The 19,758-nt window shown below is 68.6% G+C and carries 17 protein-coding genes and 2 riboswitches; of the genes, 13 read left to right on the top strand and 4 right to left on the bottom strand.

Annotated features, from left to right (window positions below):
* The first annotated feature begins 155 nt into the window (after positions 1-155).
* Positions 156-761: a lipocalin family protein gene (locus tag BLT03_RS11990; RefSeq protein ID WP_092744020.1), complete on the top strand. Its 606-nt coding sequence runs from the start codon at positions 156-158 to the stop codon at positions 759-761.
* 156 nt (positions 762-917) lie between these two features.
* On the opposite strand, the gene BLT03_RS11995 is transcribed toward BLT03_RS11990, so the two are convergent.
* Positions 918-1,376: an Lrp/AsnC family transcriptional regulator gene (locus BLT03_RS11995; RefSeq protein ID WP_092743899.1), complete on the bottom strand. Its 459-nt coding sequence runs from the start codon at positions 1,374-1,376 to the stop codon at positions 918-920.
* A gap of 258 nt (positions 1,377-1,634) precedes the next feature.
* Positions 1,635-1,721, top strand: a riboswitch (glycine riboswitch).
* A 23-nt stretch (positions 1,722-1,744) separates the two neighbouring features.
* A riboswitch (glycine riboswitch) is annotated at positions 1,745-1,859 on the top strand.
* Positions 1,860-1,906: 47 nt separating this feature from the next.
* Here BLT03_RS11995 and gcvT point away from each other — a divergent pair.
* From gcvT to BLT03_RS12045, 10 genes are all read left to right on the top strand, one after another.
* Complete coding sequence (gene gcvT / locus BLT03_RS12000; RefSeq protein WP_092744022.1) at positions 1,907-3,040, top strand: glycine cleavage system aminomethyltransferase GcvT; 1,134 nt, start codon at positions 1,907-1,909, stop codon at positions 3,038-3,040.
* A gap of 97 nt (positions 3,041-3,137) precedes the next feature.
* Positions 3,138-3,512 (top strand): glycine cleavage system protein GcvH, encoded by a 375-nt coding sequence (gene gcvH, locus BLT03_RS12005; RefSeq protein WP_092743901.1) that lies wholly within the window; start codon positions 3,138-3,140, stop codon positions 3,510-3,512.
* 46 nt (positions 3,513-3,558) lie between these two features.
* Positions 3,559-6,480 carry an aminomethyl-transferring glycine dehydrogenase gene (gcvP, locus tag BLT03_RS12010; RefSeq protein ID WP_092743903.1) on the top strand — a complete coding sequence of 974 codons (2,922 nt, stop codon included), beginning with the start codon at positions 3,559-3,561 and terminating at the stop codon, positions 6,478-6,480.
* Positions 6,481-6,643: 163 nt separating this feature from the next.
* Positions 6,644-7,051, top strand: a complete 408-nt coding sequence (locus BLT03_RS12015) for an FKBP-type peptidyl-prolyl cis-trans isomerase (protein WP_092743905.1) — start codon at positions 6,644-6,646, stop codon at positions 7,049-7,051.
* Positions 7,052-7,075: 24 nt separating this feature from the next.
* The gene (locus tag BLT03_RS12020; RefSeq protein ID WP_092743907.1) at positions 7,076-8,095 is read left to right on the top strand and encodes a MerR family transcriptional regulator; all 1,020 of its coding nucleotides are present in this window, start codon (positions 7,076-7,078) and stop codon (positions 8,093-8,095) included.
* Positions 8,096-8,176: 81 nt separating this feature from the next.
* On the top strand, positions 8,177-9,550 hold the full coding sequence (locus tag BLT03_RS12025) for an MFS transporter (protein ID WP_092743909.1): 1,374 nt from the start codon (positions 8,177-8,179) through the stop codon (positions 9,548-9,550).
* 150 nt (positions 9,551-9,700) lie between these two features.
* Positions 9,701-11,926: a PAS domain-containing hybrid sensor histidine kinase/response regulator gene (locus tag BLT03_RS12030; protein ID WP_092743911.1), complete on the top strand. Its 2,226-nt coding sequence runs from the start codon at positions 9,701-9,703 to the stop codon at positions 11,924-11,926.
* Complete coding sequence (locus BLT03_RS12035; RefSeq protein WP_092744024.1) at positions 11,916-12,644, top strand: RluA family pseudouridine synthase; 729 nt, start codon at positions 11,916-11,918, stop codon at positions 12,642-12,644. The genes BLT03_RS12030 and BLT03_RS12035 overlap by 11 nt, the downstream gene beginning before the upstream one ends.
* Before the next feature lie 133 nt (positions 12,645-12,777).
* Positions 12,778-13,536, top strand: coding sequence for an SDR family NAD(P)-dependent oxidoreductase (locus BLT03_RS12040; protein ID WP_092743913.1), 759 nt, complete (start codon positions 12,778-12,780; stop codon positions 13,534-13,536).
* A 158-nt stretch (positions 13,537-13,694) separates the two neighbouring features.
* Positions 13,695-14,678, top strand: coding sequence for a Bug family tripartite tricarboxylate transporter substrate binding protein (locus BLT03_RS12045; RefSeq protein WP_092743915.1), 984 nt, complete (start codon positions 13,695-13,697; stop codon positions 14,676-14,678).
* Positions 14,679-14,754: 76 nt separating this feature from the next.
* Here BLT03_RS12045 and BLT03_RS12050 read toward each other — a convergent pair whose 3' ends face one another.
* Both BLT03_RS12050 and BLT03_RS12055 read right to left on the bottom strand, forming a co-directional pair.
* A complete protein-coding gene (locus BLT03_RS12050) occupies positions 14,755-15,192 on the bottom strand; it encodes a universal stress protein (protein ID WP_092743917.1) in 438 nt (145 codons plus the stop codon).
* A gap of 127 nt (positions 15,193-15,319) precedes the next feature.
* Entirely contained in the window at positions 15,320-16,084 is a 765-nt protein-coding gene (locus BLT03_RS12055; RefSeq protein ID WP_092744026.1) for a 2OG-Fe dioxygenase family protein, read from the bottom strand.
* A gap of 119 nt (positions 16,085-16,203) precedes the next feature.
* Between BLT03_RS12055 and BLT03_RS12060 the strand changes: the two genes are divergently transcribed.
* Positions 16,204-16,587: a PilZ domain-containing protein gene (locus BLT03_RS12060; RefSeq protein ID WP_092743919.1), complete on the top strand. Its 384-nt coding sequence runs from the start codon at positions 16,204-16,206 to the stop codon at positions 16,585-16,587.
* Between the two features lie 28 nt (positions 16,588-16,615).
* On the opposite strand, the gene BLT03_RS12065 is transcribed toward BLT03_RS12060, so the two are convergent.
* Positions 16,616-18,322: a long-chain fatty acid--CoA ligase gene (locus BLT03_RS12065; protein WP_092744028.1), complete on the bottom strand. Its 1,707-nt coding sequence runs from the start codon at positions 18,320-18,322 to the stop codon at positions 16,616-16,618.
* Between the two features lie 353 nt (positions 18,323-18,675).
* Here BLT03_RS12065 and BLT03_RS12070 point away from each other — a divergent pair, with 353 nt between their 5' ends.
* Complete coding sequence (locus BLT03_RS12070) at positions 18,676-19,683, top strand: D-2-hydroxyacid dehydrogenase family protein (RefSeq protein WP_092743921.1); 1,008 nt, start codon at positions 18,676-18,678, stop codon at positions 19,681-19,683.
* Positions 19,684-19,758 lie beyond the last annotated feature (75 nt).

The following is a 19,758-nucleotide window of genomic DNA, read 5'->3' on the forward strand; positions in this document are numbered from 1 at the left end:
TGCGATGCAGGCCCTTTTTCGTTGCGTTTCCGACGGGCATTGCAGGAACGCACCTACAGCACCGCCATGCCTCGCGGGCGAGACTGTCGGGCCTTGCCGCGCCGCACATGCAGCGCGGTGCTGAACCCACATTCGCCATCGAAGCAGGAGACCCCATGGCCCGTTCCCCCGCCCCACGCTATCGCACCCACCGTCGCCCGCCGCTCTGGCCCCTGGCCCTGGGAGCAGCCGCCGTGGGAGCAGCGCTGGCCTATTCGGCCAGTGCCTCCGTGCGGGCGCCGCGCGGCATCGAGGTGGTGGAGGATTTCAACGTGGATCGATATGCCGGGCACTGGTACGAACTGGCCCGCATCGACCACCGCTTCGAAAAGGGATTGGTCCAGACCAGCGCCCACTACAGCCGGGGGCCCGATGGCTCGGTGCAGGTGCTCAACCGCGGCTTCGACCCCGCCCGCAAGCGGTGGCGCGAAGCGCGCGGCCGGGCGGTGTTCACCGGCAGTCCCGACAAGGCCTCGCTGAAGGTGTCGTTCTTCGGCCCGTTCTACGGCGGCTACCACGTGGTGGCCCTGGACGAGGACTACCGCTGGGCCATGGTCGTGGGCGCGAGCCTGGATTACCTGTGGATTCTTTCGCGCGCCCCGACGCTGCCCCGCGGCGTGCGGCCCCGTCTGCTGGCCCAGGCGCGTGCGATGGGTGTGGACATGGACCGCATCGTCTGGGTCCCGCAGGACGAGGATGGCAGCGTTCGCATCGCCGCCTGACACGCCACAGGCAACAGGCAACAGGCAACAGGCAACAGGCCAGAACGCTCCCAAATTAATAGCAAGTCAGGCAATCAAGACGCCGGCAGGCGGCACTTTCCTCCTTGAACCGTGCCTGCCTGCACCGGGACGCATCAAGAGCGAGCGCGCGACCTCTTACTGTGCGAATAGGGGCAGATCGGCCCGCTTGAGCGTGCGCAGCACGAAGCTCGAGCGGCTGTGGCGGATGCCTTTGATCTTGTAGAGCTTCTCGCGCAGCAGGCGCTCGTAGTCCCGCGTGTCCTTGACCACCACGCGCAGCAGATAGTCGTAGTCGCCCGAGACGAGGTGCGCTTCGATCACCTCGGGAATGCTCGCCAGCATTTCGCCGAACTTCTCCAGCGTGTTGTCGGAATGGCTGTCCAGCGTGACCTGCACGAGCACCGTGTCGTTCAGGTCGAGCGCCTTGGGGTTGAGGCGAACGGTGTAGCCCTCAATCACGCCCGCCTCTTCCATCTTCTTGATGCGGCCCCAGCAGGGCGACGGGCTGAGCCCCACGGCGTTGCCGATCTCCTGCAGGCTCGCCCGCGCGTCGGCCTGAAGGACGGAGAGGATTTTTCTGTCAAGACGGTCCATGCGCCGCATTGTTCTTCAAAAATCAATTTGGCAGAAGATTTTTCTGCATTAAGGCAATTTTTGGAGAAATTCAGCAAATCCATCCAGCGCGCGGAGCGCACACTCTCTCCATCAAGGCGCCCTTACCGGGGCGCACGAAACTGGCAGGGCCCTGGCGGATTACCGTTCGCCGGGGCACTTGGCAAAGGCACTGCAAAGCACCCTCCAACCGGATCGGTTTGCGCAAGGCCCACCGGCGCTGCAGTTAGAATGCGCCCGGTCAGGAGAGAGCGCCGCAGTCCCAAGGGATGGCCGGCGCCGCCGAAGGCGCAGGGTGACCCCGAACGCTCAGGCAAAAGGACTGGCAAAACGCCCGCAGGGATGCGGGCGTTCCCCTTGCTGGAGAGAGGTCCGCCGCATGCGCGGGCCCACCGAAGGAGCAAGCCCCCGCGCCGCCATGGCACGTGGGTGAATCTCTCAGGTAAAGCGGACAGCGGGGCAAATGCGTGGCCATGGGGCCGCGTTCCGATTTGCCCTTGCTGGAGACCGCCATGTCCATCGACGACGCCCCCCTGCTTACCACCCCGCTGAATGCGCTGCACCTCGAACTGGGCGCCCGCATGGTGCCGTTCGCCGGCTATTCCATGCCCGTGCAGTACCCCGCCGGCCTGATGGCCGAACACCTGCACACGCGCCAGGCCGCAGGGTTGTTCGACGTCTCGCACATGGGCCAGTTGCGCCTGGTGGGAGCCGACGCCGCTGCGGCCTTCGAAACCCTGATTCCAGTGGACGTGATCGACCTGCCCGTGGGCAAGCAGCGCTACGGCCTGCTGCTGAACGAAGACGGCGGCATCATCGACGACCTGATGTTCATCAAGCGGGCAGACGATGACATCTTCGTCATCGTGAACGGCGCCTGCAAGGTGGGCGACATCGCGCACATCGAGGCCCGCATCGGCCAGCGCTGCGAAGTCCTTCCCATGCCCGAGCACGCCTTGCTCGCGCTGCAGGGCCCTGGGGCCGTCGCTGCCCTGTCGCGCCTGGCGCCCGGCGTCGAGCAACTCGTGTTCATGACCGGCGCAAGCTTCAGCATCGCCGGCTGCGACGCCTTCGTGACCCGCAGCGGCTACACGGGCGAAGACGGTTTCGAGATTTCGGTGCCCGCCGCCCAGGCCGAATCGCTGGCCCGCGCCCTGCTGGCGCAGCCCGAGGTGAAGCCCATCGGCCTCGGCGCCCGCAACTCGCTGCGGCTGGAAGCCGGCCTCTGCCTGTACGGCAACGACATCGACGCCACCACCACGCCCCCCGAGGCCGGCCTGAACTGGGCCATCCAGAAAGTGCGCCGCACGGGCGGTGCGCGCGCGGGCGGATTCCCCGGCGCAGCGAAGGTGCTGGCGCAGATCGACGAGCCGGCCACCCTGCCCCGCAAGCGCGTGGGCCTGACCGCGCTGGAGCGCGTGCCCGTGCGCGAACACACGCCGCTGCAGAGCGCCGAGGGTGAGTCCCTGGGCGAGGTCACCAGCGGCCTGCTGGGCCCGAGCGTGAACCAGCCCATCGCCATGGCTTACGTGCCGCCTGCGCTCGCCGCCATCGGCACGCGCGTGCAGGCCATCGTGCGCGGCAAACCGGTGCCGATGCAGGTGTGCGCGATGCCGTTCGTGCCGCCGCGCTACTACCGCGGCTGAGCGTCCTCACGCTCGCAGCCGCAGCGCCGCCCACCCGGGCAGTGGCCGCGGCTACATTCCAGATTCCTACTTTTTTCACCTTTTCAGGAGCTTCCCCATGACCGTTCAATACTCCCGCGACCACGAGTGGATCAACGCTGCCGATGCCGGCGCTGCCGTGGTCGGCATCACCGTCCATGCGCAGGACGCGCTGGGCGACGTGGTGTTCGTGGACCTGCCCGAAGTCGGCAAGACTTTCGCGCAGGGCGAAGTGGCCGGCGTGGTCGAGTCCGTGAAGGCTGCCGCCGATGTGTACATGCCCGTGTCGGGCGAAATCGTCGAGGTGAACGAAGCCTTGCGCGCCGACCCGTCGCTGGCCAATTCCGACCCGCTCAACGCCGGCTGGTTCTTCAAGGTCAAGCTCTCCGAGCCGGCGCAGCTGTCCGGCCTGATGGACGAAACGGCCTACACCGATTTCGCCAAGAACGCCTGAGCCTTCTTCTCTTCCTTTCCTTTTTCTCCGTCCACGGTCCTCTCCCATGCTGATGCAATCCGCCCTGCCGCTTGGCGCGCTTGAAAACGCCACCGAGTTCCTGCCCCGCCACATCGGCATCGACGAGGCGGACGAACAGCACATGCTCTCCGCCATCGGCGAGGCCTCGCGCCGCGCGCTGGTGGACAGCATCGTGCCGCGCTCCATTGCGCGCAGCCGGGCCATGGACCTGCCGCCCGCGACCACCGAAGCCGCCGCGCTGGCCGAGCTGAAGGCGATCGCCGCGCAGAACAAGGTGCTGCGCAGCTTCATCGGACAGGGCTACCACGGCACGCACACGCCGGGCGTCATCCTGCGCAACATCCTGGAGAACCCCGCCTGGTACACGGCCTACACGCCCTACCAGGCCGAAATCTCGCAGGGGCGCATGGAGGCGCTGGTCAACTTCCAGACCATGGTGTGCGACCTGACGGCCATGCCCATCGCCAACGCGTCGATGCTGGACGAGGCCACCGCCGCGGCCGAAGCCATGACGCTGGCCAAGCGCTCGGTCAAGTCGAAAAGCGCGCGCTTCGTCGTCGCCGGCGATGCGCACCCGCAGACCATCGAAGTGATCCAGACGCGCGCCGCGCCGCTGGGCATCGAAGTGGTGCTGGCCAACTCGCTCGAAGAATGGAACACCGCGCTGGACGGCGAATATTTCGCCGTGCTGGCGCAGTACCCCGCCACCAGCGGCCGCATCGATGATCTGGCGGCCGATGCCGCCAAGGCCCACGCCAAAGGCGCGGCCTTCATCGCCGCCGCCGATCTGCTGGCCCTGACGCTGATCACGCCGCCCGGCGAATGGGGCGCCGACATCGTGGTGGGCACGACCCAGCGCTTCGGCATGCCGATGGGCGCCGGCGGCCCGCACGCCGCCTTCATGGCCTGCCGCGACGAATACAAGCGCTCGCTGCCCGGCCGCCTGGTCGGCGTGAGCGTGGACGTGCACGGCAAGCCCGCCTACCGCCTGGCGCTGCAGACGCGCGAGCAGCACATCCGCCGCGAGAAAGCCACCTCCAACATCTGCACGGCCCAGGTGCTGCCGGCCGTGGTGGCCAGCATGTACGCCGTGTACCACGGCCCCCAGGGCCTGACGCGCATCGCGCAGCGGGTGGCCGCGTACACCGCCATCCTGGCCAAGGGGCTGGAACAACTGGGCGCGCCGCTGCGCCAGCACGGCAGCTTCGACACGCTGTCGTTGCACACGGGCAGTGCTACCAAAACGATAGCTGCCCGCGCAGTATCCATGGGCGCCAACCTGCGAATCTACTTCGAAGAGTACCTGTGCATCACGCTGGATGAGACCACCACGCGCGCCGATGTCGAGCTGCTGTGGAAGATCTTCGCCAAGGACGGCCAGGCGCTGCCGGGCTTCGCCGCGTTCGAAAAGGGCGTGGAACCGCTGATTCCCACCGCGCTGCGCCGCACCAGCGCCTTCCTCACGCACCCGGTGTTCAACACCCACCATTCCGAGACCGGCATGCTGCGCTACATCCGCCAGCTGTCCGACAAGGACCTGGCGCTGGACCGCACCATGATCCCGCTGGGCAGCTGCACCATGAAGCTGAACGCGACGAGCGAGATGATCCCGATCACCTGGCCTGAATTCGCCGACGTGCACCCCTTCGCACCCGCCGAGCAGCAGCAGGGCTACCGCCTGCTCGACGAGCAACTGCGCGCCTGGCTGTGCGAGGCCACGGGCTACGCCGGCATCAGCCTGCAGCCCAACGCCGGTTCGCAGGGTGAATACGCCGGCCTGCTGGCCATCAAGGCCTATCACGCGGCGCAGGGCGCCGGCCACCGCAACATCTGCCTGATCCCCAGCAGCGCGCACGGCACCAACCCGGCCAGTGCCCAGATGGTGGGCATGCAGGTGGTGGTGACGGCCTGCGATGCCAACGGCAACGTCGATCTGGACGACCTGCGCGCCAAGTGCGAGCAGCACAGCGCGCACCTGGCCTGCGTGATGATCACCTACCCCAGCACGCACGGCGTGTTCGAAACGCAGGTGAAGGAACTCTGCACCCTGGTGCACCAGCACGGCGGGCGCGTGTACGTGGACGGCGCCAACATGAACGCCCTGGTCGGCGTGGCGGCGCCCGGCGAGTTCGGCGGCGACGTGAGCCACCTGAACCTGCACAAGACCTTCTGCATTCCGCACGGCGGCGGCGGCCCCGGCGTGGGCCCCGTGTGCGTGGTGGCGGACCTCGTGCCCTTCCTGCCGGGCCACCGCACGGCGGCCGGGCAAGGCGCCCTGGGGGCCGGACCGGATGCCGGCGCCAACGGCGTGGGCGCGGTCAGCTCGGCCCCGCTGGGCAATGCGGCCGTGCTGCCGATCAGCTGGATGTACATCCGCATGATGGGTGCCGAAGGCCTGCAGGCCGCCACCGAGACGGCGATCCTGTCGGCCAACTACATCAGCGCGCGGCTGAAGGACCATTACCCCACGCTGTACGCGAGCGCCAACGGCCATGTGGCCCACGAGTGCATTCTGGATCTGCGGGGCCTGAAGGAAACCAGCGGCGTGATGGCGGAAGACGTGGCCAAGCGTTTGATCGACTACGGCTTTCATGCGCCCACGCTGTCGTTCCCGGTGCCCAACACGCTGATGGTGGAGCCCACCGAGAGCGAGACGCTGTCCGAGCTGGACCGCTTCATCGACGCGATGATCGCCATCCGCGAAGAGATCCGCCAGATCGAAGCCGGCACCTGGCCGCAGGACAACAACCCGCTCAAGCACGCGCCCCACACGGCCGAAAGCCTGCTGACCGAGGAATGGACGCGCCCCTACGCCCGCGAGACGGCGGCCTACCCCGTGGCCGCCCTGCGCAGCGGCAAATACTGGTCGCCCGTGGGCCGGGTGGACAACGTCTGGGGCGACCGCAACCTGTCGTGCAGCTGCATTCCCGTGAGCGACTACGCCTGACCCGCACCCGGCCTTGAAACGCCGGCAAAGCCTGCAGAACGCTCCGGCGCCTGCAGGCTTTGGTTTTATTGGACCGGCGTGCGCGACGACCGAAGCAGGAGATTCACGGCGCTGACACGGGGCTAAGATCGCGGGCTGACCGAACCACCCCAAGGAGAACCCTTTGCGCAAAATCCTGTGCCTGCTGCTCGCCAGCGCCGTGATCGCCCCCGCCGCTGCCCTGGCGCAAACCGCCAAGCCCGTCACCACGGCCAGCGGACTGGTCTATGAATCGCTGAAGGAAGGCACGGGCACGTCGCCCAAGGCCACGGACACCGTGAAGGTGCATTACAAGGGCACGCTGCCGGACGGCAAGGAATTCGACAGCTCCTACAAGCGCGGCGAGCCCACCGAATTTCCGCTGAACCGCGTCATTCCCTGCTGGACCGAAGGCGTGCAGCGCATGAAGCCCGGCGGCAAGGCCAAGCTGACCTGCCCACCGGCCATCGCCTATGGCGACCGCGGCGCAGGCGGCGTGATTCCGCCCAACGCCACGCTCAACTTCGAAATCGAGCTGATCTCGGTCCGCTGATACGCCGCAGGGCCCCAGCCACCCATGCTGCTCAAGGTCGGCGAGCTGGCCCGGCGCACCGGCCTCACGGTGCGCACCCTGCACCATTACGACGAGGTGGGCCTGCTCAAGCCCTCGGGCCGGTCCGAGGCGGGATACCGCCTCTACAGCCAGTCCGACGTGCAGCGGCTGCACGGCATTCAAACGCTGCGCCAGATGGGCCTGCCGCTCAGCGACATCGCGGCCCTCCTGCAGGGCGACGGCATGGCGCCCGAGCACATCATCGGGCAGCAGATCCGGTCGCTCGACCAGCAGATCGCGCGGGCCACCGAGCTGCGCGGGAGGCTTTGGCTGCTGCGCGACGGGCTGGTGGCCGGCACCGAGCCCGACATGGGCAACTGGCTGCAGGCGTTGGCGCTGATGACCACCTACGGCAAGTACTTCAGCGCGGCCGAACTCAAGCACATCTTCTCCAGCTGGAACCGCATCGAGGCCGACTGGCTGATCGTCAAGGACCAGGTACTGCAGGCCATGGACGAAAGCCTGCCGATCGACACGCCCACGGTGCAATCGCTGGCCTACCGCTGGATGGCGCTGATGCTGCACTGGATGGGCGGCGACGTGGACCTGCTGGAACGCTGGGGCCACATGTTCCGCACCGAACCCAGCACCCAGGGCCGCAACCACGCCCCGCCGGGCGACATGATCCGGTACATCGAATCCGCCATCCAACTGCGCATGGACCTGCTGCTGCGCTACATGGACCGCGACGACCTGCGCCAACTGGGCCACGTGCACCACACGCAATGGCAGCAACTGGAGCGGGAAGTGCAGCAACTGCTGGACCAGGGCATTCCACCGGGCCATCCCCGCGCACAACACGCCGCCCAGCACTGGGACAGCCTGTTCGGCACCCTCTGCCGCAACGACGCTGCGCTGCGCGCCAAGCTCATTCGCGCATCGGCCAGCGAGCCCCTGCTGCGTGCCGGCTCTCCGTTGAGCGAGCCCGTTCGCAACTATCTGCACGCCGTGCCCCGCCTGCAGGCCCTGGCGCCGTCGCCCTGAAAAAAAGGCTTGACCCTCACGCAACGTGAGGCTTCACAGTCGGCCCCCATCGCTGCCCCTGCGCAGCCCACGGACCGACCCATGACCCCATCGCCCCACAACCCGCGCGCCGCACTGTTCCAGGACTCCAACTTCCGCTGGATGGTCAGCGGCACGGCCCTCACCATGCTGGGCGACCAGTTCACGCTCATCGCCCTGCCCTGGCTCGTGCTGCAGATGACCGGCGACACCCTCGTGCTCGGGACGGTGCTGGCCCTCATGAGCGTGCCGCGCGCGCTGTTCATCCTGATCGGCGGCGCGCTGGTGGACCGCCACTCGCCCAAGCAGGTGCTGATGCTCACAAAATACGCCAACCTGGCCTTGCTGGGCGTGCTCAGCGCGCTGGTGCTGGCCGGCGCGCTCACGCTGTGGATGGTCTATGCGCTGTCGCTGGCCATCGGCCTGGCCACCGCGTTCAGCATTCCGGCCGGCACTGCCATGCTGCCGCACGTGGTGCCGCGCGCGCAACTGCAGGCCGCCAACGGCATCAGCATGGGCATCCGCCAACTCACGATGTTCCTGGGGCCGCTGCTGGCCGGACTGCTGATCGCCTTGTTCGGCGACGGCAGCGGCGGGGCAGGCACCGGGGGTTCCGGTGCCATGGCCAACGCACCGGGCATCGGCGTGGCTTTCGGGCTCGACGCGCTCAGCTTCGGCCTGTCGGCCTGGACGCTGTCGAAGGTGCGCCTGCTGCCAGCGGCGCCGGCCGCATCCGCCGGTGCCACCAGTGCCACCAGTGCCACCAGCGCCACTGGCCCCGCCGCGCCCGGCAGCGCCCCTTCGGCAGTGCTGGCCTCGGTGGCGCAAGGCCTGGCCCACTTCTGGCGCGACCGCGAACTGCGCACCTGCTTTCTCTACTGGAGCGCCGTGGCGGTGCTCATCATGGGCCCGCTGCACATCGCCATGCCCGTGCTGGCGAGCAGCCTGCCCCACCTGGGCGCCGCCGCATTCGGCATGCTGGTGGGCGCGCACGGGGCCGGCACGCTGGCGGGCATGGTCGCTTCGGGCATGCTGCCGCGCCTGCGCTGGGGCAGCCTGGGCATGACGCTGCTGGCGTTCGACGCCACCATCGGCCTGCTGTTCATGCCCATGGGCGTGATCGGCGCGCTGTGGCAAGGGATCGCGCTCATGCTGGCCATCGGCCTGCTGGGCGGCTTCATGCAGGTGCGCATCTTCACGTGGATCCAGCAGCGGGTGCCGCCGGCACTGATCGGCCGGGCGATGGCGCTGTTCATGTTCATCTTCATGGGCCTGGCGCCGATCTCCGCCGCCATCACGGGCTGGGTGATGAAAGGCATCACGCTGGCGCAATTGTTCGCGGGCTGCGGCGGCGCGCTGGTGGTGGTGGCCGCGCTGGCCTTCATGCTGACACCGCTGCGGCAGGTGAACGACGCGCCGGGCACCGCGGCCCGCTGAACCGCAGCGTGCCGGCCGGCGGCGCGGCGATGGCTTGCCACTGCCCGCAGCAGGGCGCCGGGTGGCCGGCACCGGGGGGCCGGGCGTACACTGAGCCCCTTCCGTGCGGCGCTGGCGCCGCTGCCGCTGCCTGCCGTCGCTGCCTCGCCCATGAGCCGTCCTGATCTTTCGCTTCTCCTGCCCCCTGGTTCGGAGAACCCTCCCGAGCCGTCCCCGCCCGAACGCCCTGCACCCGCCGTGCACCGGGCCGAAGGCCCCGTGGCCGCACTCATCGGCGAACTGCGCGCCTACCAGGCCGAGCTGGAGGTGCAGAACAAGGTGCTGCGCTACAGCCAAGCCGCGGCCGAGAGCGCCTCGGAACGCTTCGAGACCCTGTTCGCCAGCGTGCCGCTGTCGCTCATGGTGCTGGATGAGCACGACATCGTGGTGCAGGCCAATTCGATGGCGCACCGCTCGTTCCAGCCCACCGAAGCCGACCGCCCCGTCACCTCGCTGATGCCGTTCGTGAGCGCCGCCGATGCCGGGCGCGTGCGCGAGGCCTTCGCCCAGGCGCGCGAGCACGGCCACAGCGAGGCCACCGAAGTGGTCTTCCAGGTCGGCGCTGCAAACGGCAACAGCAACATCACGGGCGACCTGCACATCGCCCGCATCGAGGCCCCGCAGGAAAGCGGCCCGCCGCTGCTGCAGTTTTTGTGCGCGGTGATCGACCAGGGCCCGCTGCTCACCGAGCGCCAGGCCCTGCAGCAAAGCGCGCAGGCCCTGCAGGAGCGCAATGCCCAGCTGCACGCCAGCGAGCGCCGGCTGGAGGCCGTCATCAACTCCGCGCTGGACGCCATCCTGTGCGTGGACCGGCACCAGCGCATCACCGTCTTCAACCCCACTGCCGCGGCGCTCTTCCAGTGCGCCACCGCCGATGCCATGGGCAGCCCGCTGGAGCGCTTTCTGCCCGACGCGGCCCAGGCGCTGGCGTTCGCGCAGCTCACCACGCAGGCCGTGCTGGGCGAAATGGTGGCCCGCACCGCCAGCGGCAAGGAACTGGCCGTGGAAGTGAGCATGTCGTTCGAACGCCATGCCGAGGGCGAGACCACCACCGTCTTCGCGCGCGACCTCACGGGCCGCAAGAAAGCCGAGGCCCACCGCTCCGAGCTGGAAGCGCAATTGCGCGAATCGCACAAGATGCAGGCCGTGGGCACCATGGCCGGCGGCATCGCGCACGACTTCAACAACATCCTGAGCGCCATCCTGGGCAACGTCGAACTGGCCAAGGCCGATTGCGACGCCGGCTCGCCCGTGCTGGAGAGCCTGCACGAGATCGACAAGGCCGGCCGCCGGGCGCGCGACCTGGTGCGCCAGATCCTCACCTTCAGCCGCAACGAGCCGCCGCAGCGCACCGCCGTGAGCGTGCACGACGCGGTGCACGACACCGAACGCCTGCTGCGCGTGACACTGCCGCCCGCCATCGAACTGCGGCTGCGGCTGGACGGCGAACTGCCCCCCGTGCTGGCCGATGCCACGCAGGTCGAGCAGGCGCTGCTCAACCTGTGCACCAACGCCATCCACGCGATCGGCGAGGCGCGCGGCACCGTGTGCGTGGAAGCCTCGGCGCTCGAACCCGACCTGCGCCTGTGCGAACGGCTGGGCCTGCCCCTGGGCGAATACGTCGCCCTGACCGTGGTGGACAACGGCCCGGGCATCGACGCCGCCACGCAGCAGCGCATCTTCGAACCCTTCTTCACCACCAAGCCCGTGGGCCAGGGCACCGGCCTCGGGCTGGCCGTGGTGCACGGCGTGATGCGCACGCACAGCGGCGCGGTGGACGTGCACAGCACACCCGGCGAAGGCAGCCGCTTCACGCTGTACTTTCCCATCGCGCCCGATTCGGTGCCCAGGGCCGTGCCGCTGCTCCCCACCACCGCCGCGCCTGTGCCGGCCCAGCCCGCCGATGCGCGCCTGCGCCACGTCATGTACGTGGACGACGACGAGGCGTTGGTCTTTCTGGTGCGCCGCCTGCTGCGCCGCCGCGGCTATCAGGTGACGGGCTTCACCGACCCGCACGAGGCCACCGAGGCCCTGCGCGCCGATCCCGCCGCCTACGACCTGCTGGTGACCGACTACAACATGCCCGGCTACTGTGGCGTCGATCTGGTGCGCGAGGCCAAGCGCATCCGCCCCGACCTTCCCGTGGCCCTGGCCTCCGGCCACGTCACGGCCGAGATCGAACAATCGGCCCTGGCCGAAGGGGCCAGCGCCCTCATCCACAAGCCCAACGACGTGAAAGAACTCTGCGCCACCGTGCACCAGCTGGTGCATGGCAGCAGTGCCGAGGGCCCGGACAGCATTGACGGTGCAGACGCCCGGCCAGGCCATGGAAGCTGAGGCCGCGGCGGCAGGCCATTACATCGCCGCCGCATCGCCTCCGGAGCACCAAGGCGCGTTCGATGGCGAATGCCTGTTCGCCGACGACGACCTGCTCGTGCTGATCAAGCCCTCCGGATTGCTGTGCGTGCCCGGGCGCGGCCCCGACAAGCAGGACTGCCTGAGCGCCCGCGCCCAGGCCCGCTGGCCCGAGGCGCTGATCGTGCACCGGCTGGACCAGGCCACGTCGGGCATCGTGCTCATGGCGCGCCACGCCCAGGCGCAGCGGGCGCTGGGCGATGCGTTCGCCGAGCGGCGCGTGGACAAGCGCTACGAAGCGGTCGTGCAGGGCCTGCCCGCCACGGCCAACGCTGACGATGACGCTGATGCCGAAGGCTGGCACACCATCGACCTGCCGATCGCCGCCGACTGGGACCGCCGGCCGTTGCGCGTGATCGACGCCGCCAGCGGCAAACCCAGCCTGACGCGATGGCACGCAATCGCCCACGACCCCGTCGCGCAGACCACCCGCGTGGAACTGCAGCCCATCACCGGCCGCACGCACCAGTTGCGCATGCACCTGGCTGCCATCGGCCACCCGATCCTGGGCGACGCGCTGTATGCCGATGCGCCGGTGCAAGCCCGCGCCGCGCGCCTGTTGCTGCATGCGCGCCAGGTCGCTTTCACGCACCCGCGCACCGGGCAGCCGATGGCGTTTTCGAAGCCAGCACCCTTTTAACGTTTCGTGCCTCCAGCGCAATCAGCACTAGGGGGAGTAGCTATACATTCGATAGCATGCTGGACTGCGGAAACTTGGAGCACCTCGGACAGCCCCTCTGCCGTGCGCGCGGGCTGCGCAGTACCATCGCCGGATGCCTCAACACCTCACGATCCTGACGGGCGCCTCGCGCGGCATGGGCCTGGCCATGGCCCGCCTGCTGCTCAAGCCCGGCCACGCGCTGCTCACCCTCTCCCGCACCACCAACGCTGAACTGGCCGCCGAAGCCGCCCAGGCCGGCGCCACGCTGGAGCAGTGGGAGCAGGACCTGTCCCAGGGACTGCACGCCGCCGCCCGGCTGCGCACCTGGCTGGCCAACGCGCCGGCCGGGCAGTATGCGAGTGCCACCCTCATCAACAACGCCGGCGTCGTGCCGCGCATCGCCCCGCTGTCGGGCAGCGATCCCGCCGACCTGGCCCACGCGCTGCGCGTAGGGCTGGAAGCGCCCATGCAATTGAGCGGCGCTTTCCTGGGCGCCACCGAAAACTGGCCCGTGCCGCGCAAGGTGCTCAACATCTCGTCCGGCCTCGGCCGCCGGGCCATGGCGTCCCAGGCGGCCTATTGCGCCGCCAAGGCAGGCATGGACCACTTCACCCGCTGCCTCGCGCTGGACGAAGCGGCCAAGCCGAACGGCGCCAAGGCATGCTCGCTGGCACCCGGCGTGATCGACACCGACATGCAGGCCCACCTGCGCGATGCGCACCCCGCCGACTTCCCCGACGTTCAGAACTTCGCCAACCTGAAATCGGGCGGCATGCTCACCTCGCCCACCGAGGCAGCCGCGCGCGTGCTGGCCTGGCTGGAGCGCGCCGACTTCGGCGAGTCGCCGGTGGCGGACGTGCGCGACGCCTGAACCTGCGGCCGCGCCAGCAACAGCAACAGCCCCGCAGCGATTGCTATTATTTTTATAGCACAACACCGGCATGAATCATGCGCTGGAGGGCTTTTTGGCTATATATTGACGGCCTGCCCTCGCCAGAATTTCCCCCTCGAAAAATGGAGACAAAACCGATGATCCGCAGCCTGCTTTCCTTCACCGCGCTGGCCCTGGCGCTGGGCGCCACCGCCCAGGCGCAAACCGCGGCCCCGGCCGCCGCATACCCGACCAAGCCCGTGCGCCTGATCGTGCCGTTCCCGCCCGGCGGCGGCACCGACATCCTCTCGCGCCTGGTCGCCACCAAGCTAACCGAAGTCACCCACTGGACGGTGGTGCCCGACAACCGCGCGGGCGCAGGCGGCACCATCGGCATCACCGAAGCCGTGAAGGCCGCGCCCACCGGCTACGACCTCGTGATGGGCCAGAAAGACAACCTCGTCGTCGCGCCCTGGCTGTACAAGAACCTGCCGTGGGACCCCACGAAAGACCTGGTGGCCGTAGCCCACATCGCCTACACCCCGGTGATCATCGCGACGGGCGCCAACTCGCGCTTCAAGACGCTGGCCGATGTGGTGGCCGCAGCCCGTGCCGAACCCGGCAAGATCACCTACGGCTCGCCCGGCAACGGCACCACCATCCACCTGGCCGGCGACCTGTTCGAGAAGGCCGCGGGCATCAAGCTGAGCCACATCCCCTACAAGGGCTCCAACCCGGCGTTGATGGACGCGCTGGCCGGCAACGTGGACCTGCTGGTGTCCTCCGTGCCATCGGCGATGGGCCAGATCAAGTCGGGCAAGCTTCGCCCACTGGCCGTCACCTCGGCCAAGCGCAGCACCTCGCTGCCGGACGTGCCCACCGTGGCCGAGTCGGGCTACAAGGGCTTCGACGTGAGCTCGTGGTACGGCATCTTCGCCCCGGCCGGCACGCCTGCCAGCGTGGTCACCACGGTGAACACCGAGGTCAACAAGCTGCTGGCTTCGCCTGAAATGCAGGCTGCCATCCAGGCCCAGGGCGCCGAGGCCGAATCGCTGTCGGCCGCGCAGTTCTCGACACTGCTCAAGTCCGACTACGCAAAGTGGAAGGGCATCGTGGAAGCCTCGGGCGCCAAGATCGAATGACCGATCGGTTCGCCCCATGAAAAACGGCTCCCTCGGGAGCCGTTTTTCATGGCCGCACGGTGGCGTCGCCGATCCGTCAGTCGCGCACCACCAGCACCGGCACGTGGACGACGCCCAGCACGCGCTGCGTCACGCTGCCCAGCACCAGCTTTTCCAGGCCGCGGCGGCCGTGCGAGCCCATCACGATCAGATCGGCCTGGGTGGTCTCCAGCGCACGCAGGATGCCGTCGTGCACCGCGTGGCCTTCGCCGATCACCGTGGTCACTGGCACGCCGGCTTCTTCAAGGGCCTTCTTGGCGCCTTCCAGGGCTTCGTTCGCCTCCTTGGTGGCGGCGCTCAGGTACTGCGACTGGCCGTAGGCAAAGTCGGCGCCCACGCCGGTGAAAGGGTACGGGTCCACCACGTAGAGGGCCGTCACGGCCGAGCCGAACGCCTTGGCGAGGCCGGCGGCCTTGGCCACGGCCGTCATCGAGGTCGGCGAGCCGTCCACGGGGAGCAGGATGTGCTTGAACATAGGAACTTCTCCTTTCGGTTGATGGATCAGGCAAGGCCTGAAGCGAAGGCAGGCTGAAAGCCCGCCAGGCCGCTTTCAGGCTTGAGTGTCGCGGCGGCCGGCGTTCGGGCCGTTGATCCGCATCAAGTCATGTGGCTTGGCCCGGTGCGATCGCGTCCTGGAAGCCTCCGCGCCGGCAGGTCACGACCAGCGTGTCGCGGAACCCGCCGGGCGCCAGTGGCTGAATGGGCGTGGTCTCGTGGATCATGCGCGCATCGTCCAGCAGCATCAGCGACCACGGCTCGTTGAGCGTGAAGCGTTGCCCGCTGGGACCCGACGCTTCGAATATACGCGTCTCGCCGCCCTTCACGCCCTCGCGCCCGACCAGGAAAACCGCCACCAGGTCCACGCCGTCGCGGTGCGCGCCCTCGGGCGTGGGACGGCCGATGCCGTCGGTGGTGTCGATGCGGAACTGGTGCGCTTCGATGAACCAGCGCTCGGGCTCGGTGGCCAGCGCCGCCTGCGACACCCGCGCCAGCGCCGACAGCAACTGCAGCCACGCCGGGCGCACCACCGTGGTGTCCAGCATGGGCGCGAACCAGCGCTGCATGCCGCCGTGCAGCGCGTTGTATTCGACCGGCTGCCAGTGCGCGCGGTGCGGCACGGTCTGCACGCTGTCGCCGTCCGAAACGAAGCATGCGTGGCGCCGGCGCCGGTAGCGCCCGCCGTCCTTCAGGAATTCATCGGGCGGCAGGCCGCTCCAGTCGGCGTGCAGGGCTTCGAGATCGCCCAGCGGGCAACCGATCCAGGCCGCGGTGTCGGCAGGCCGCAGCACGGCATAACCCGCGCTGCGCAGATGGCTTGCCACTTGGTCCGGTGGCAGGTACGGAGGGGGAAAGGTGATGTGCGCCATGGCGGCCAAGCTTAACCCGGCAATGGCGTAGAACCTGACCCCAAAGTTCCGGCCCACGGCAGGTGGCGGCATGGGCGTGCAGTAGCATCGCAAAGCCCCCGCCACCTCCAGGAAACCCAATGTCCCATGAACGCCGCCACTATGTCCGCGTGGCCTTCGATGCGCCCGCGCTGTTGACCACCGGCCTGGGAACCTTCAGCGTCCAGGTGCTGGATCTGTCGCTGCAGGGCGCGCTGCTGCTCCTGGGCCCCGAGGTGCCGGTGGCGGACCTGCCCCGCGGTGCGCCGTGCCAACTGGTGGTGCCGCTGTCGGCTGACAACGACCACATCGCCATGTCGGGCGACATCGTGCACATCGAAGGCCGGCAGGCCGGCCTGCAGTGCCGCACCATGGACCTGGACAGCGTGACCCACCTGCGCCGCGTGATCGAGCTGCAACTGGGCGATCCGGCGCTGCTGGAGCGGGACCTGGCGGAACTCATCGCCTCGCACGCCGCGCACTGAAGGCTGGGCCGGTCGCGCGATCCCCCCGTCAGGCCGGTGCGGTGGGGTTGGCGAGTTCGGATTCCTGTAGCGCCCGCCACATCACCTTGCCGCTGCCGCTCTTGGGCAGCGCATCCACGAGCTGCACGATGCGGGGCACCTTGTACACGGCCATGTTGTCGCGGCACCAGGCGATGATGTCGTCGCCGCTCACCTGGCCGCGGTGTTCCTGGCGCAGCACCACGACGGCCTTGACCGTCTCGCCGCGGTAGCTGTCGCGCGCGGCGATGATGCAGGCCTCCTGGATCGCAGGGTGGCGGAACATGAGGGCCTCGACCTCGGCCGGCCACACCTTGAACCCGCTCGCGTTGATCATCCGCTTGAGCCGGTCGGTCAGAAAGAAATAGCCCTCCTCGTCCACCCGCCCCAGATCGCCCGAGCGGAAGAACCGCTTGCCGTCCAGGTCGATGAACGCCGCTGCGGTCGGCCCGGGCAGCTTCCAATAGCCGCTGAACACGCCGGGGCCGTGCATCACGATCTCGCCCTGCTCGCCGACGGGCAGCTCTTGCAGCGTGTCCGGGTCGATCACGCGCGAGTCGGTGCTGATGAAGGGAATCCCCAGGCATTGCTGCTTGGGATGGTCGGGCGGATTGGTGTGCGATGGCGCTGCGGTTTCGGTCAGGCCGTAGCCCTCGGTGTAGCGCAGGCCGTAATGCTCGAACAGCCGCTGCGCCACCGCCTGCGGCATGGCGGCACCGCCACCGCCGATGTACGACAGGCTGGACAGGTCGTACTGCGCGAAGTTCGGGCTGCCCATGAGGTCGATGACCATCGTGGGGATGTTGGTCCAGTTGGTCACGCGGTAGCGGGAGATGAGCCGCCCAGCCAGGTCGCGGTCCCATCGCGGCATGAGCACCAGCGTGGCCCCGACGTACAGGCACGAGTGCATCACGCTGACCATGCCGGTGATGTGGAACATGGGCACGACGGCCAGCGTCACGCTCTCCGGCGTGGCCGTGCCCCACAGGCTGCTGGCCACCGCGTTGTGCATGATGCTGCGGTGCGGGTGCATGCAGCCCTTGGGCAGGCCGGTGGTGCCGCTCGTGTAGGGCAGCACGGCCAAGTCTTCAGGGCCCACTTCGATGTCTGGCGGCGGGGCCGCGCAGGCAATGGCATCCGCCCACGCGTGCACCTGGCCGCCAGCGAGCGGCTGCAGGGGGTGGTGGGTGCAGAGCCATTCCTGCCACGTGGGCGGGACCGCATCCGCGCCGGCTTCTTCGGCGGAGAACGCATCGGTGAACTGCGTGACCACCAGGTGCGCCAGGCCGGTGCCCGCTGGCAAGCCGTCGCTGGCACGGGTCAGCTCGGGCGCGAGGTCGGCCGTGGTGATGGCCACGCGCGCGTCGGGGTCAGTGATGTAGTGGGTGAGCTCTTGCGCCCGGTTCATCGGGTTGACGGGCACCACCACGGCGTTGGCCCGCAGGATGGCGAAATGCGCCATCACCAGTTGCGGGCAGTTCTGCATGCACAGCACGACCCGGTCGCCCTTGCGCACGCCCAGCGAATGCAGGTGCGCGGCCAGCTGCTGTGCGCCGTCGGCCAAAGCGCGGTAGGTGAGCGCCCGGCCGAAGAAGATCAGGGCCGGCTTGTCGGGGTAGCGGTGGGCGCTGATCGCCAGGTTGTCCCACAGCGAGGTGGCCGGAGGGGTGAGCGTGTGCGGAAGACGGCGGGGCCAGAAAGCATGGTGTGCAGGCATGGACGATTCGATTCCTTTGCCATGCAGCCTATGGGCCTCGCGCAGCCCCAGCATCGGGGATGCCCCCTACAGCGCGTCGCGTGGGCGACCCTGCTTCACCGGTGCGCAGACGGGGCCGGCAATGGTGCCAGGACGGAGACTTTTGTAACCGCGTGTCCCGCATCGGGGGTTTGGGCGGGTTTGCGCGCCGACGCCGCCGCGCGCATCAACGACAATGTGCGGCTGGGCCGAACGCCCTGCCCCTGCCGGCGCTGCCGGGCCGGGCAGTCCGCGCGGCGCCGTTCTTTCGATTTCTGGGCAAGGCCTGTGCACAGAGCCCTTGGCCAGCCAAGCTTGCGGGTTTTACGGACAACATGAACATTGTCATTCTTGACGACTACCAGGACGCAGTGCGCAAGCTGCATTGCGCTGCACGCCTGGACCCCTACAACGCCAAGGTGTACACGAACACCGTCAAAGGGCTGGGCCAGCTTTCGGTGCGCCTCAAAGACGCGGACATCATCGTGCTGGTGCGCGAGCGCACCCACCTCTCGCGCCAGCTGGTTGAGAAACTGCCGCGCCTGAAACTCATCGCGCAGACCGGCAAGGTCGGCTCGCACGTCGATGTCGCGGCATGCACCGAACGCGGCATCGCGGTGGCCGAGGGCGTGGGCTCGCCCGTGGCACCGGCGGAACTGACCTGGGCCCTCATCATGGCGGCCATGCGGCGCCTGCCCCAGTACATCTCCAACCTGAAGCATGGCGCATGGCAGCAGTCGGGCCTGCGCGCCGCGTCGATGCCGCCCAACTTCGGCATCGGCACCGTGCTGCGGGGCAAGACGCTGGGGATCTGGGGCTACGGACGCATCGGCCAGATCGTGGCCGGCTACGGCCGGGCCTTCGGCATGAACGTGCGGGTGTGGGGGCGTGAGGCTTCGCGGGCGCAGGCCCTGAGCGACGGGCTGCAGGTGGCGACCACGCGGGAAGAGTTCTTCGCCCAGTGCGACGTGATCTCGCTGCACCTGCGCCTGAACGACGAAACGCGGGGCGCCATTCGGCTGGAAGACCTGTCGTGCATGAAGCCCACCGCGCTGCTGGTGAACACGTCGCGCGCGGAGTTGATCGAAGCCGACGCCCTCATCGCGGCCCTCAACCGTGGACGCCCCGGCATGGCCGCCGTGGACGTGTTCGAGAGCGAGCCCATCTTGCAGGGCCACGCCCTGCTGCGGCTGGAAAACTGCATCTGCACGCCCCACATCGGCTACGTGGAGCAAGACAGCTACGAGCTGTACTTCGGCGCTGCGTTCGACAACGTCATCAACTACATCAAGGGCACGCCGACCAATATCGTGAACCCGGGCGCGCTGCAGGTTCGCCGCTGACGCCGCTGATTGGGCGCCTGCAGGCCATCGCCTGCACCGCGTAGCAAGCACGGCGCACTGCCCGTCTTCGGCATC

It is taken from the genome of Paracidovorax valerianellae (assembly GCF_900102625.1).
GTDB lineage: Bacteria > Pseudomonadota > Gammaproteobacteria > Burkholderiales > Burkholderiaceae_C > Paracidovorax > Paracidovorax valerianellae.